Raw genomic sequence first — 15,100 nt, forward strand, 5'->3', positions numbered from 1 at the left:
TATCTAAAATTATTTATTAATTCCTTCTAATTTAAACATAAAAGCATACACCAAAGCAGTATCTTTCAGGTAATCGAATCTTCCCGAAGCACCGCCGTGACCGTAAGCCATATCTGTTTTTAATAATAATACATTTTTGTCAGTTTTTAGATCTCTCAATTTTGCGACCCATTTTGCGGGCTCAAAATACTGTACCTGAGAATCGTGCAAACCTGTCGTAACCAAAATATTCGGATAGTTTTTCTTCTCAATGTTTTCATAAGGAGAATATGATTTCATATAAAAATAAGCTTCTTTATTATTAGGATTTCCCCATTCATCATATTCATTAGTGGTCAATGGAATAGTTTCATCCATCATTGTATTCACAACATCTACAAACGGAACCTGGGAAATTATACCGTTCCAAAGGTCAGGTTTTATATTTGCGATAGCTCCCATCAATAGACCTCCTGCACTTCCTCCTTGTGCATATAAATGTTTTGGTGAAGTATATTTTTCTTTCACAAGATATTCTCCGGCATCTATAAAATCTGTAAAAGTGTTTTTCTTTTTCATCATTTTACCGTCTTCATACCACTGCCTTCCCATTTCTTGGCCTCCGCGGATGTGCGCAATTGCAAACGCAAAACCTCTGTCTAAAAGGCTTAATCTTGTACTGCTGAATGTTGCATCAATAGAATTTCCGTAAGATCCGTAAGCGTAGAGTAGAAGCGGGCTGTTCCCATCTTTTTTATAACCTTTTTTATAAACGATAGAAATCGGAATTTTTGTGCCGTCTTTTGCTGTTGCAAAAAGTCTTTCTGTAGTGTAATTAGTTTTATTGTATCCGCCTAAAATCTCCTGTTCTTTCAGTAAAATTCTTTTTCCTGTTTTTAAATTTTGCTCAAACTGAGAACTTGGAGTAACAAGTGATGTATAACCAAAACGGAAATTATCGGTATTGTACTCTGGATTCCCCGATGGATAAACGGTATACGCAGGTTCATCGAATTTTAAAAATTCTTTTTTACCTGATTTTCTATCATAGATCACCAATTGCGAAAGTCCGTTTTGCCTTTCACTGAAAACCAGATAATTTTTAAACTCGCTGATTCCTTCCATCAACACATCTTTTCTGTGCGGAACAAAATCTTTCCAGTTTTCGACTCCTGTTTTGTTTAAAGGGGTTTCTACCACTTTAAAGTTGAGAGCATCTTTGTTGGTTGTGACTAAAAATCGATCTTCCAAAGGAGTTACATCATACAAAACATCTTTCATTCTCGGTTGAAAAACTTTGAAAATTTCGTTGGGCTTGTTGGCATCAATATATCTTGTTTCAGAAGAAGTTGTAGCTCCGGAATAGATCATGATGAACTTTTCGTTCTTAGATTTTCCTACACCGATGTAATTGGTTTTGTCTTTTTCTTCATACACCAAAACATCTTTAGAAACATCTGTTCCCAGAGAATGTCTGAAAATTTTCTCTGTCAGAAGTGTTTCAGGGTTTTTTGACGTGTAAAAAATAGTTTTGTTATCATTTGCCCAGGTTGCAGAACCAGTTGTATTTTTAATGCCCAGGTCAGTCGTTTTTCCTGTCGAAAGATCTTTTAAAAATAATTTGTATTGTCTTCTGGAAACATCATCTACTCCGAAAATCATTTTGGTATTATCTGAGCTGATGCTGAAGCCCGAAGCAGAATAATATGCATGACCTTCTGCCATTTGATCTACATCCAGAAGAATTTCTTCGGGAGCAGTAAGGCTTCCTTTTTTTCTGCAATATTTGAAGTATTGTTTTCCTGTTTCTGTACGGCTGTAGTAATAATAACCGTTTTTAAAAGTAGGAACAGATTCATCTTTTTCCTTTATTCTAGCCTTCATTTCCTTGAAAAGCTGGTCTCTGAAAGGCTCTGTATCTTTCATCATCCCTTCCCAGTAAGAATTTTCTGCCTTCAGATAATCTACAACCTTTGAAGAATCTTTTGCTTTTTTAAAATAATCGATCATCCAGTAATAAGGATCGTTTACCTTATCGGAATGAATTTCTCTTATATGTTCCTGCTTTTCTGCAACAGGAGCTTTTAAGTCTGGGAATTTTTGAGATTGATAGGTTGCAGAAATACTCATAGCTAATAATCCTAAATAAATTTTTTTCATGGCTGTATTTTTTCAAAAGTCTATGCCAGATTCCAAAGATTTTTCAGAAGCGTATAAAAAGTATGCTCTTCGTCAGTTACTACATCATCGGCCTTTATCAAAGTTTTTGCAAATTGAATAAAACTTTTACGTTCTTCTTCCGTAGAATCATCTAAGAAACAACGTCCGTGAAATTCAAAATGATCTTTCCATTCTTCTGGCTGAAGTAGGGCAATGGCTTCCAATTCGTTATCCAAATTGATTTTAAATGGAAATTCCTCTGCCAGATATTGTTGTACAAGCATTCCTTCTTCCGGTGCAAATTCTCCGTCTACAGAAGAAAGAATCATTAATAAGTGATAACCAGCGATTGATTTATTTGATTTATGCATTTAAATATGTTTTAATTTTTTTTATTTAAAAAAATGTCTAAAAGGTTACAATTGATTAGTCAATATAATTTTTAGCGGGCTGTTTGTCTACAATTTTCCCGTCTTGCAATGTTAAAACGAACGGGTTGCTTCTTGCTATCGTTTTGATTGCAGTACCATCCATCATTGCATTTTTAATGGTTTTAAAAGTCGTCGGAATGGTAGAAATTCCATAAACAACTGCAGTTTTGTCAGTATTTACTTTGGCTTCAACTTTCTTTAGCAAGTCGGCTGAAACTTCTTTCGGATGATAAGAAAACACCAAAATGGCTTTCGGAGCATTGATAATTTCATCCGTTAAATCAATTCCTGTAGGATCTTCAATCTTAAATTTAGCAATCTCAGATTTATATCCTTGTTTCATCAGTTTAGACTCATTTTTATCTTCTTCAATTTTCCATGGTGAGCCTTCTTCCCAATATTTTGTCTGGTTGATATAATCATCCTGATTTACCTTCAAAACTTCTCCAGTTTTCGAATTTTTTAACGAGTAAAAAGTTTTGTATTCTGAAGGATTTTTGCTGATTTTTACTTTTTCAGCTTTCAAATCTGTCCCAATTTTATAATCACGGAAATCGATGATTGGTTCATTGATAATGCCTTGAGCCATAATGAAAATCATGATTCCTGAAAAAATCCCGAATGCGATTGAAAATAATTTGTTGTTTTGAGGTTTTGATGAACTTGAGTAATCATCTTTTTTGTTCCATTCTTTTCTGTATAAGAAAAACAGAATGATAAGTCCAACCAAAAGAACAATGTCTTTCACAAAGCTTTCCCAAGGTGTGAATTTAATGGCATCTCCGAAACATCCACAATCAGTTACTACATTGAAGTAGGCTGAATAAAACGTCAGAAATCCGAAGAAAACACACAAGGCGATCAGTGCAGAAAGCGTGAATTTCAGTTTAAATTTCAGCAAAAGCATAAAACCTAACCACAATTCTAAAACCACCACAATGATTGAAAAAAGCAAAGCAAATTTTACAAAAAACGGCATGTCAAAAACCGATGGTTCAAAATATTCTTCCATTTTAAATGAAAATCCTACCAGATCTACTGCTTTAACAAACCCTGAAAGGATGAAAATGATGGCGACGACGAAACGTAATAAACCTTTAATCATATTATATAATTTGATGTTCTATATTGTTTTCTTTTTCTGAGAATTTAATCAGACAAAACACTGCGTAATTCAGCATATCAAAATAATTCGCATCCAGACCTTCCGAAACGATGGTAACGCCTTGATTATCTTCAATTTGTTTTGTTCTTAAAACTTTTTGGTAAATTAAATCAGTAATTGAAGAAATTCTCATGTCTCTCCACGCTTCGCCATAGTCGTGATTTTTTCTTTCCATTAAAGCTTGAGCTTCATGAGCATACTGGTCATAAAGACTTAAAATTTCATCTTTATTTTCATTAAAATCATTCGAAAAACCTTTCTCTAATTGAATCAGACCAATAATCGAGTAATTGACGACAGCAATGAATTCTCCTTCTTCACTTTCGTCAATCATTTTCACATCTGTCATCTGTAATGTGCGGATTCTGTTGACTTTAATGTAGATTTGGTCGGTAATTGAACTCGGTCTCAAAACTCGCCAAGCTGCACCGTAATCTTGTAATTTTTTACTGAAAAGATCACGACATTCGCTGATAATTTTCTCGAACTGGATTGAAGTTTTTAACATACATTCTCTTAATAGCCCAAATATACGAATTAGGTTTTAGGTAGCGGGAATATGGCATAGAGTTTTTGAGTATGACCGAGCGAGAGTTTAAGATTTGTGGTTTTTAATTTTATTATTTCTAAAAGTTAATTTCATTTAAATTTTGTGAAGTTTTAGTTTATTTTTGCGGAAATAAATTCGATGTATCCGGATGCCTGCAAATAATGTAATTCTTTCGCCGTTCCACACTTCCCAGAACTTCCATTCAATCAACTGTAACGGAAGATTAATAGATTTAAATGTACCACAATTGATGGGAATTCTGAATCTCACACCCGATTCTTTTTCGGACGGAGGTAAATTTAATGATGAAAAATCTGCATTGAAACAGGCTGAAAAGTTGTTGAAAGATGGAGCATTGATGATTGATATCGGTCCACAGTCTACACGGCCGAATGCAGATTTTTTGAGCAGTGAAGAGGAAATTAAAAGAATTGGAAACGTCATTTCATTAATTAAAAAAGAATTTCCTGAGGCTCTAATTTCACTCGATACTTTTTATGCTGAAACAGTGAAATTTTGTTTTAATGAAGGAATTGATATCGTTAATGATATATCAGGCGGACAGTTTGATGTGGAAATGCTTGATGCCGTTGCCGAAACAAAACTTCCTTACATTCTAATGCATGTCAATCCGTCATATCAAACGATGCATGAAAAAACTTCTTTCGCCGATATTACTTTGACGGTCAATCAGTATTTTTCAAAGAAAACCGATGAATTATTAAAAATCGGGATCAAAGATATTATTCTTGATCCGGGTTTTGGTTTTGGAAAAACGGTGGAAGATCAGATGAAAATGATTGATGAGGTGGAATTTTTCGGTTTTGGAAGTTTTCCTTTGCTGATCGGGATTTCAAGAAAATCATTTATTTATAAGCCATTAGGTAAATCTGCTTTAGACATTAATGAAGAAACTCAAAAACTACACCTGAAAGCTTTACATCAAGGTGCAAAAATCCTGCGTGTGCATGATGTCTCTGAAGCAAAAAAGACTATTGATGAATTTTTAAATAACTAAAATTTAGTCAAAAAAAAACCTCTCAAAACGTAAATCTTGAGAGGTTTTTTGAAATATTTTTTTGGATAATTCAGTACTAAATTACCACTTACTCATCTTTAAAACCCTAATAATTTCAATTTAAACTGAATGGCAAAATTATCTTTAAACTTCGGTGTGTTGTAATGTCCGACTCTGTAGAAAAATCCAAGATTGAATTGTGAAGAAAGGAAATTATTCCATTCCAGACCCAGCTCATTGTACAAATGATCTAGTTTTTTGAATTCAAATTGATGAAATTCTGGATTTTTCATATCTCCGATTGTCCCTCTGTAGATGAAATCGAAACTTGAAACATTCTTCCCAAAACTTTTAAAATACCACGGAAGTCTGTGCGTCAGATAAGCTCCCACAAATTTATCGTTGTAATATTCTCCACCTTCCATCGTTGCAAAACCAAGATATGAAGTCAGGTTAAAATTTAATCCGCCATTGCCTTTCCCCAAACCATTCATGGTGAAATTTTTCCAGATCGGAGCATCGCCAACGATAATTCCTCCATACGCTCTTACACCAGTTACACCCAGTTTTGTTTTAAAATTGTGAACGAAAAGTGCATCAAATCTGCTGAAATTAAAATCTCCGTCGAAACTCTTGAATCCTTGCTCGTAATTTAAATACACTTCGGGAAGACTTTGCTCGTATGTATATTTTCCGGTTGGCGTCATAATATTCTTTGAATTCGGAGAATATTTTAAGGTAATCGTTGATGAAGTAACATCAAACTGACTTCCCAAACCTTTGTAATTGTAAGCAAATTTAGATTCTTCCTGCGTTCTTTTTGCGGCAACATTTACGGTTAATCCGTTGGTGATGTCATTCTCATAACTTACTTTAAAACCTTCATGTCCGAAGAAAACTCCGTTGTTCAGTGCTACGCCGGAGTTCATGATTTTCATTCTGAAATTCCATAGATTTTCTGAAAATCGACCTGCTGCCATTACATCATTGAAATATTCCACACGGAAAAAAGAGTTCTTTTCTAACGTTGTACGAACGTCAACTCCGGCTCCGTATTTAAAATCTTTGTCATAAATTCCATAAGCAAAATAAGCATCAGGCGAAATGTATTTATTGAATTTTTCGTTCAGTTTTGCACCCGCTCCAAAACGGAAATGCTCATATTTATTGTAACCAATTAATCTTGCCAAATCAAAATCTACCATTCCCACTCTTATTTTTCCTTTCAGCAAACCGGTAAGGGCTTTGGCTTTTTGGTCCAGTTTGTATTTGCTGCTCAAACTGTCAATTTTTGAATACGTAGTTACTTCACGATCGGTCAGATTTTCAGTTCTGTATTGATCAATCAGATTTCCGTCAGAATTTTTCACATCAATCGTATAGCCTTTAAAATCTTGTGGTTTTTCTTCAATGGGAGTTTTAAAATCAAAATAATCTGCAGTTGCAAAGGCATAACTTCCAAATTTCTTTCTTGCATTTTTGTCGGCTTCTTTCTCTTCTTTGCTTTTATTTTTATCTGATGAATCTTCGGTATCAAAAGAGGTAGAGCCCATTTTGAGTTTGTAGTTTTCTTTCACCAGAAACCATTTGTTCTCGATAGGTTTCCAAATACTGGTGATGCTTCCTTCACTTTTAATTTTGCTGTTGCTTTCGATTTTTTTCAAAGCGTAGGTTTCTTTGTCAACATAGATGTATCCGTTAAATTTTCTTTTATTTACGGCCTCTTTATAATCTACCTGGCGAAAACGAATCACGTAATTTTCTCTGCCGTCAATCTCAATAGAATCAGTCAGGAAAAAACGATAAAGGTTTCTGTTTTCTTCTTTTATTTCTTTCGGAATTACATTTCTGTTGGAACGGAAAGCCATCAATTCATAAATGGGTTCTTTTAAACCTGCTATTTTATTGTCTAAAATATTGGTTTTCTCGCCGTATTTTTTTGAATATAAACTTTGTGAAGCTCTTTCCCACAAAAACATTTTGCTTTTCCCAACCAATTTCATCAGGTTCACAGACTCTAGAGAATCTTTTTTTTCCTGAGCTTTCATCGGCTGCTGTGGAAGACTTTTCAGCGAATCAATTCGGTTGGCGATGTATGTATTGTAAGCATTGATACTGTCTTCATCAAAATCTAAAGAAATTTTTTCGTAAGATTTAAATGAATAAGAATCCAGACTTAGCGGAGAATTCCGCTTGTAATTATCATTGATTTTTCTAAGAATCTCCAAAGCTCGCGGATCACTTTTATCTTCAAGAATTACCGTTTGTATATTTTGAGTTTTAGAATCAGCCTTTGATAAAAAAACTTCCATCACTTTATCAACCACGACATCATCTTCATAAAAACCTCTCGCAGAAACTTCTACTTTTTTACATTTTGTTCTGAAATTGAGAACTCCGGAAGCATCTGTTTTCCCCAGCAATTTGTTATTGCAGGTCACTGAAGCATTAGAGATCACAGACTGATCTCCTGAACTTTTAACGGTAATTTTCGACTGTGAGAAAATGCTGATGTATCCGAGTGATAACAGCAATAAATACAATTTTTTCATAAAGAATTTCTAACGATTAAATTTGATTGGCTGGTGATGAATTTTCTTTTCTTTTTATTTTAAGTTGAAAATCATGTAAATCAAATCAGCTATGGCAAATTAAGTGCCGTAGAAGTTAAGAATTCTTAATGTAATTTATTTATCAATTAAGATGTGCCTGTTTTTCAGTAAATTCTTTAGAGAATTTTATTCTGTCTTCTTCCAGTTGCTCCTGATTGTCGGGTAAGATATAATTAAATAAAATTTTGTCTTCATTGTCTAAGAAAATCATTTCTTTTTCTTCACCATCGATCATTTGTGAGAAAATTGCCCACATCGAGGTGTCTTTTAGTCTTAATAGTTCAAAAAACTGTTCTGCTTTAATTTCTATTTTTTTCATTGATTTATCTTGAATATTTAATTTAACATAAGTTTTGTTTTTAAACGCAAAGTGCGCAAAGATTTTTTTAAATGCTCGCTGTTTTTAAGTTCGCAAAGGCGTTTGACTACGTCGAATCTTTGATTTCACTCAGCGAAGACAACAAAGTATCTTTTTATTATAATTGATTACGAGGAATCAGATTACTTATTAATAATTACCAATTACTCATTTTAAAATTCCAACAACTTAAGTTTAAACTGAAATGCAAAATTCTGTTTAAAACTGTACGTTGTATAATATCCGACTCTGTAAAAAATACCCAAATTGAAGTAAGAAGAAAGGAAATTATTCCATTCCAATCCAACTTCCTGATATAAATGATCTAATTTTCTGAATCTGAAATCATGATATTCGGGATGCTTCATATCACCGATGGTTCCTCTTAAAACAAAATCTAAACTCGAAACATTCTGCCCGATACTTTTAAAATACCAAAGAAGCTTATGGGTTAAATAATAGGCTACAAATCGGTCATTGTAAAATTTCCCACCTTCCAACGTGGCAAATCCCAAATAGGAAGTAAGGTTGAAATTAATGTCACGGCTCGGCGACGCCAGACCATTCATTGTAAAATGTTTCCATATGGGTGCTTCGCCTAAGACCACTCCGCCATATAATCTGAGGCCTGTAGTTCCCAAACCGGTTTTAAAATTCTGTACAAACAAAGCATCAAAACGAGTGTAATTAAAATCTCCACCCAACGCTTTGAAACTCTGCTCAAAATTAAAATACAGCTCAGGATATTTCTGGTCAATCAGCGATTTTCCCTGCGGCGTCATAATATTGGTGGAATTCGGAGAATATTTCAGTGTTACCAGAGTATAAAAGTTTTCAAAAGTTGTTCCGCTGTTTCTGAAATTGTAATCAAACTTTGCTTCTTCCGTATTTCTTCTTGCAGCAAATGCGAGTGTCAAACCGTTGCTAACGTCATTTAAATACGATACTGATGCACCTTCGTAACGGTAATATTTGTCGTTGTTGATGTTGTTTCCATAATTCATCATCCGCATTCTGAACGTCCAGAGTCTGCGGTAAAATTCTCCTGAAGAGTTTACATCATCATAATATTCAATTCTAAAAAAAGAGTTTTTATCAAGTGTCGTTTTGATGTCGAGCCCGATTCCGTATTTGAATTTTTCATCACTCAAACCGTACGCAAAATAGTAATCTGGGGAGAAATAAGGATTAAAATTCTCATTCAGTTTTCCTTTCAGACCCAATCTGAAACCTTCGTACAAGTTGTAATTGAAGACCTCGCCAATGTCAAAATCAAAACTTCCTGCTCGGATTTGTCCGTTAATTAAACCTGTTAAAATTCTGGCTTTGCGGTCAACATTATATTTTTTTCCTAAACTGTCGATGACGAAATAGGTGTTTTTCTCACGATCAGATAAAGGTTCGGTTCTGTATTTCTGAAGCGTTTTTCCGTCAGCATTTTTTACGGTAAAAGTGTAGCCTTTGAAGTCTTTTTGATTTTCCTCAATGGGAGATTCGTAATCAAAATACTTAGAACTCAGATAGGCATACGTTCCAAAGCTGTTTTTGTGTTTTTTTAAATGATTTTCAGAATTTCCAGTTGATTCTCCACTATTCATCATCATTCGGCTCATTCTCAGTTTTACGCTTTCTTCTGCCAGAAACCATTTGTTGTTGAAGAATGTCCAAGTGCTTGTGATGTTGCCTTCATTTTTATCTTTACTGATGCTTTCTATTTTTTTGATGCCATACGTATCAATATCGATATATAAATATCCGCTGAATTTTCTCCTTTTCACCGATTTCTTATAACTGACTTCACGGAATCGGAGCACAAAGTTTTTTCTGCCTTCAATTTCAATTGAATCAGTGAGGTAAAACCTGTACAGACCACGGTTTTCCGGCTTTATCTGTTCCGGGATTTTATCTCTGTTTCCCTGTAGGGCAATCAGTTCATAAATGGGTTGCTTCAGTCCTGAGATACGGTTGTCTAAAATATTAACTTTTTCACCGTACTTTTTTGAGTACAAATATTCCTGAGCCCGTTCCCAAAGAAATAATTTACTTTTAGAAAATATTCTCCGAGCCGAAACATCATTGATAGAATCTTTGGTTTTCTGTTTTTTGAAAAGGTTAAAATTATTATTAAAAATTTCATTATAAACAGAAATACTATCCTGATCGATGTCTAAAGAGATTTTGTCGTAAGATTTGTAGGTGTAAGAATCTAAACTGCGTGGAGAATTACTTTTAAAAAACTGATTTACTTTTCTTAAAATTTCAAGAGCTTTTGGATCACTTTTATCTTCTAAAATAACGGTTTCTATGGATTGTGTTTTCGATGAAGTGTTGATGAGCGTGACGGTCATTTCATCTTCAACTATTGCACTTTCTTTGAAATAATTAGACGCTTTAATCTGGATATTTTTACATTTAGATTTAAATTCCAAAAATCCATTATCGTCGGTTGTTCCCAGAATTTTATCATTGCATGAAATGATAGCGTTGGCAATAGGTGTTCCTTTGGCTTCGTTAATTACTGTGAGTTTTGATTGTGAAAAACCAAAAACAAATATCCACAGAAATAAAAAAATAAGCCCCTTTTTCATGAAAAAAATCTGCCACAAAATTACTGATATTTCTTTGGGTAAGAAAGTTTTTGAATTGAAGTTTTGTAATTCAATTTACTGCAAAAAAATTATACATTAAAATTTTAACCGCAATAGAAACAAAAGATTTTACGAGACTATCAGCTATTCAAAAGCTAATAAATTGATAAGTTAGAGGTTTTACATTTTGCTGTCTTTTGCAACTCTCTATATAAAGTTTTTCTCAATCATTTCTTTTGGATCTTTTGCGGTCAAAAAAGATTTTATTTACCATCCAAAGCGCTCACATTGTTAAGGTAACTTCAATAGTAAGAATGAATACAAATAATAATGCCGGAATGAACCGGCATTATTATATTGAATTTAAAAATTTTACTGTTTATTTCAAATCATTTTTTGAAATCACAATTTCTTTAATCACTTTTCCTTTAGAATCGGTGTAGACATATTTTAGATTATTTACCCCTAAAACTGCAGTCTGTTGGAAAACCTGCTGAACCTGAGGCGTTTTGATCATTTCTTCTTTCATAAGTTTATCAGAACCTTCTAATTTCAGCATCGGAATATAACTATCCGGAACTTCGTTGGTATAAATAAGATTTTTTTCTGCATCCGCTTTTATACTTACAATTTTAGTTCCTGTTGCCGGATCAACAATCGGTAAGTTTTTATTAAATGCCTCTAAAATTTGGTTTAAATCATTGGTGCTTGGTTTTTCTCCTTTAGCAATTGCGTTAAAATCAACCGATTCTTTCAGGTTTTTGTCGTCGATTGTTTTATCAATAATCACTTTTGAATCTGCACTGTGAACTTTCAGGTTAAATTTTACACCACTCTCAAAAAGTTCTTTACCTATTTTTTCACTTTTAATAGCCTGAGCAATCAAATCGGGAAGAGATTTGCTGACCAGATCACTTTCCATGTCACCACTTTGGTAAGTCGTTGTTACATCGATGTTAACCAAATCCGGTGAGGTAGAACTTGCTTTCGTTGATTTGATCATTTGGTTGATCATCATCGAGGATGAGTTGTTGTACATTTTGACAAAATCCTGAACTTTGTCTTCCTTCGTTTGACACGCCATCAGCATCAACGAGGTAAAAAAGATAATGAGAATATTTTTCATAAATAATATTTTAAGAAAAGATAATAACAAAACAGAAACCAAAAAGTTTCTGCTTCGTTAAATTATTATTTTGGAGCTTTATTTTGTCCCACGGATCGCACAGATCTTCACAGATTTTTTAGCTATATTCTTAAAGCAACGCTAAACTTAATATTTCTCAAAATCTTTAAATTCTTAATGTTGAAAAATATCTCAAATTGAAAACTTAATAAACTTTTATAAGTGGAACGGCTTTGTGTAACTTTAAACAGCCAACTGTTAAAAAAATCTCTGCGCACCTTTGCGTTAAAATAAGCATTATAAAAACAATTAATATTAAAATTTAAAAAAACAACAAAATGAAATTCACAATTGAAGAAATCAAAGCAGAACACCAGAAAGTAAAAAGCGGAGCAGATTTTCCTAAATATATTCAGGCAATAAAGAATCTTGGCGTTTCTCACTACACGGCTTACGTTTCAGACGGAAATACAGAATATTTTGATACAGAAAATCATTCTGCAAAAACCGGAAGTAAATATGACGCTTTACAAATCTCAGAGAACTTAAATCTTGAAAATTTTAAAATTCAGTTGAAACTTCATCAGCAAGGCGGCACAGATTACATGACTTTTTGTAAAGACTGTGCAGAGAATGGAGTAGAAGGCTGGAAAATGAATTTGAACGATATGACCTGCACTTATTTTGACAAAAAAAGGAAAGATATTTTAGTAGAAAAAGTTCCTTCTTAATCTCAACTTATCTCCTGCCTGAGAATTTTGTAAACTTAAATTTTTATTTGTTATTATTGATTGAAATTATTAAATTTGGTATTTTGATAGATAGTAATAATAAAGAAGTAAAGTATGAGGGTTATCAGGCAGTTGACGATATTTTTTTTTATAAGTATTTCAGCATATTCTTTTGCACAAGATAATAGTCTTGGGGCATGGTATATGTATTTCGGAAATAATAAAATCAGTAAAAAACTAAATTTCCATAATGAAATTCAATACCGTAATTTTGATGGAATTGGTGATTTAGAGCAACTTCTCATCCGCACCGGAATTGGGTATGATTTAACAGAAAATAACAACAATATTTTATTAGGTTACGGTTTTATTCTGAGTCAGCCTTACGTTAAAGGTGAAAAAACTGAGAATATCGAGCACCGGATTTTCCAGCAATATATTACTAAACAGAAATTTGGAAGATTCAATCTTCAGCATCGTTACCGTTTAGAAGAACGTTTTTTACAGGATGATTTCAGGATGAGATTCCGTTATTTATTAGGTTTAAATATTCCTGTTACCAATAAAGAAATGCTTCCAAAAACTCTGTATGTTTCTGCTTATAATGAGATTTTTCTGCATTTAGACAGTCCGGTTTTCGATAGAAATCGTGTTTATGGTGCTTTAGGATTTGTTATCAACAAAAACATGAGAATCGAAGCGGGCTACATGAATCAGATTCAGGAAAATAAAAACCGCGGACAAATACAGATTGGTTTTTACAACAATATTCCATTCACAAGAAACTAAAATTAAATACCTTTAAACACAAAAACTAAACAAATGCATTCAGGAAAAAGATTTAGCGCTATCGAATTTATAGTTTGGACTAAAAGAAGTATTTATGTTTTACTGATTTTGGCCATAATTCCCACGCTTTTATATTATTTTGGCTTTACCTTTCTTTCATTTCCATGGCAGCCAATCGCAATTATGGGTACTGCGGTTGCTTTTATTGTAGGATTTAAAAATAATGCGAGTTACAGCCGTCTTTGGGAAGCCAGACAGATTTACGGTGCCATTATCAATGACAGCAGGAGCTTCGGGTATATTTTGAGAGATTCATTGTCGGGTAAAAATCCGGTTAAAGTAAAAGCAATGTTTGAACGTCATTATGCTTGGCTGACAGCACTTCGTTTTCAACTGAGAGAACCGAGAGCCTGGGAAATGATGAATGTGTCTCAGTTTGAAGAATATGCGAAAAAATATGAAATTCAGGAAAGAACTTTTAAAATTGAAGATGAACTGAAAAAATATCTTGCAGAAGACGAGCTGAAATATATTTTAAGCAAAAAAAACCGTGCAACCCAACTGATGGCTTTGCAGAGTAAAGAGATTTCTGAAGCTTATGCAAATGGTGAAATCAATGATTTTCAATGGTCACAAATCAATCAGCAATTGGTGAAATTTACTGATGATCAGGGTAAGGCAGAAAGAATCAAGAATTTTCCGTATCCGAGGAACTTCTCTTCCATTACGACATATCTTCTGATTTTATTCATCGTTTTTGTGCCTTTCGGTTTGGTAAAAGAATTTGCAAAAATGGGTGATGGAACAGCTCTTGAGAACTACACTTTGTGGTTTAATATTCCGTTTTCTCTTTTGGTGACTTGGTGTTTTCACACTTTAGACAGCGTAGGAGAAGCTTCTGTAAATCCTTTTGAAGGAAGCCCAAATGACGTTCCGATTACGCAAATAAGCCGTACAATAGAAATTGATATGAGAGATATGTTGGATGAAAAAGATCTTCCGCCTGCAATTACTCCGATCAAACAAATTGTACTTTAGAGTAAAAGATTGAGAAAAATAACGGTTTTCATTAATGAAAAATATTATGGAAGATATTTTTTTAGATAAATCTTTAGATAATGGACAGATTATCAATACAATGTCTGAGGTTTTTTCAGGTTTGACGACTTTTCATTGGGATTTCAATGATAACGAACCGGAAAAAATAGATTTTAATAATCCAAATCATATTTTCTTTAATACGAAACTAAATTTTGATGTGAAAGAATTCAGTTTTAATATATCAATTTATAGAACTCCTAATACTCACTACGAGGAAAGGCAGTTTTATTTAAGTAAAATATTTTCAGATAAATATAACATTAAAACATTTGCTTCATTTACAAAACCAGATGATCCAGATGATCCAGATGATCCATATTACAGTATCGTTTTTGAAAAAGGGAAGACATATTTAGCTAATGACATTGAATTTTATAATTCAAATAAAACAGGAATAATTAAAATTCTTGAAGAATATGATTTACCATCACTTCAGTTTGATCATAAGGCTAGATACATAAAGAAATAATTTTTTTATAAATCACTTTAAAA

13 protein-coding genes are annotated in these 15,100 nt (G+C 33.2%); 5 read left to right on the top strand and 8 right to left on the bottom strand.

Annotated elements, in window-relative coordinates; translation table 11 throughout:
• Positions 1–9: 9 nt before the first annotated feature.
• The 4 genes from LNP04_RS18530 to LNP04_RS18545 are packed head-to-tail and all read right to left on the bottom strand — an operon-like array spanning position 10 to position 4,243.
• Entirely contained in the window at positions 10–2,139 is a 2,130-nt protein-coding gene (locus LNP04_RS18530) for a S9 family peptidase (protein WP_229984362.1), read from the bottom strand.
• A 20-nt stretch (positions 2,140–2,159) separates the two neighbouring features.
• The gene (locus LNP04_RS18535; protein WP_162087024.1) at positions 2,160–2,510 is read right to left on the bottom strand and encodes a TerB family tellurite resistance protein; all 351 of its coding nucleotides are present in this window, start codon (positions 2,508–2,510) and stop codon (positions 2,160–2,162) included.
• A gap of 55 nt (positions 2,511–2,565) precedes the next feature.
• A complete protein-coding gene (locus LNP04_RS18540) occupies positions 2,566–3,675 on the bottom strand; it encodes a BT_3928 family protein (RefSeq protein ID WP_229984363.1) in 1,110 nt (369 codons plus the stop codon).
• A 1-nt stretch (position 3,676) separates the two neighbouring features.
• Complete coding sequence (locus LNP04_RS18545; protein ID WP_229984364.1) at positions 3,677–4,243, bottom strand: DUF1599 domain-containing protein; 567 nt, start codon at positions 4,241–4,243, stop codon at positions 3,677–3,679.
• A gap of 190 nt (positions 4,244–4,433) precedes the next feature.
• On the opposite strand from LNP04_RS18545, the gene folP reads away from it, so the two are divergent.
• Positions 4,434–5,303 (top strand): dihydropteroate synthase, encoded by an 870-nt coding sequence (gene folP / locus LNP04_RS18550; RefSeq protein WP_407928614.1) that lies wholly within the window; start codon positions 4,434–4,436, stop codon positions 5,301–5,303.
• A 98-nt stretch (positions 5,304–5,401) separates the two neighbouring features.
• On the opposite strand, the gene LNP04_RS18555 is transcribed toward folP, so the two are convergent.
• From LNP04_RS18555 to LNP04_RS18570, 4 genes are all read right to left on the bottom strand, one after another.
• A complete protein-coding gene (locus LNP04_RS18555) occupies positions 5,402–7,855 on the bottom strand; it encodes a DUF5686 family protein (RefSeq protein ID WP_229984365.1) in 2,454 nt (817 codons plus the stop codon).
• 142 nt (positions 7,856–7,997) lie between these two features.
• On the bottom strand, positions 7,998–8,234 hold the full coding sequence (locus LNP04_RS18560; protein WP_229984366.1) for a hypothetical protein: 237 nt from the start codon (positions 8,232–8,234) through the stop codon (positions 7,998–8,000).
• A gap of 212 nt (positions 8,235–8,446) precedes the next feature.
• A complete protein-coding gene (locus LNP04_RS18565) occupies positions 8,447–10,861 on the bottom strand; it encodes a hypothetical protein (protein WP_229984367.1) in 2,415 nt (804 codons plus the stop codon).
• 379 nt (positions 10,862–11,240) lie between these two features.
• Positions 11,241–11,987 (bottom strand): hypothetical protein, encoded by a 747-nt coding sequence (locus tag LNP04_RS18570; protein ID WP_229984368.1) that lies wholly within the window; start codon positions 11,985–11,987, stop codon positions 11,241–11,243.
• 338 nt (positions 11,988–12,325) lie between these two features.
• Here LNP04_RS18570 and LNP04_RS18575 point away from each other — a divergent pair, with 338 nt between their 5' ends.
• The 4 genes from LNP04_RS18575 to LNP04_RS18590 all read left to right on the top strand — a co-directional run bounded on the left by LNP04_RS18575 (position 12,326) and on the right by LNP04_RS18590 (position 15,077).
• On the top strand, positions 12,326–12,718 hold the full coding sequence (locus tag LNP04_RS18575) for a DUF1398 domain-containing protein (RefSeq protein WP_229984369.1): 393 nt from the start codon (positions 12,326–12,328) through the stop codon (positions 12,716–12,718).
• A gap of 114 nt (positions 12,719–12,832) precedes the next feature.
• A complete protein-coding gene (locus LNP04_RS18580; RefSeq protein WP_229984370.1) occupies positions 12,833–13,507 on the top strand; it encodes a DUF2490 domain-containing protein in 675 nt (224 codons plus the stop codon).
• A 33-nt stretch (positions 13,508–13,540) separates the two neighbouring features.
• A complete protein-coding gene (locus LNP04_RS18585) occupies positions 13,541–14,545 on the top strand; it encodes a bestrophin family protein (RefSeq protein WP_229984371.1) in 1,005 nt (334 codons plus the stop codon).
• Positions 14,546–14,591: 46 nt separating this feature from the next.
• Entirely contained in the window at positions 14,592–15,077 is a 486-nt protein-coding gene (locus LNP04_RS18590; RefSeq protein ID WP_229984372.1) for a hypothetical protein, read from the top strand.
• The last annotated feature ends 23 nt before the right edge of the window (positions 15,078–15,100 follow it).

Source organism: Chryseobacterium sp. C-71 (assembly GCF_020911865.1).
Classification (GTDB): Bacteria; Bacteroidota; Bacteroidia; order Flavobacteriales; family Weeksellaceae; genus Chryseobacterium.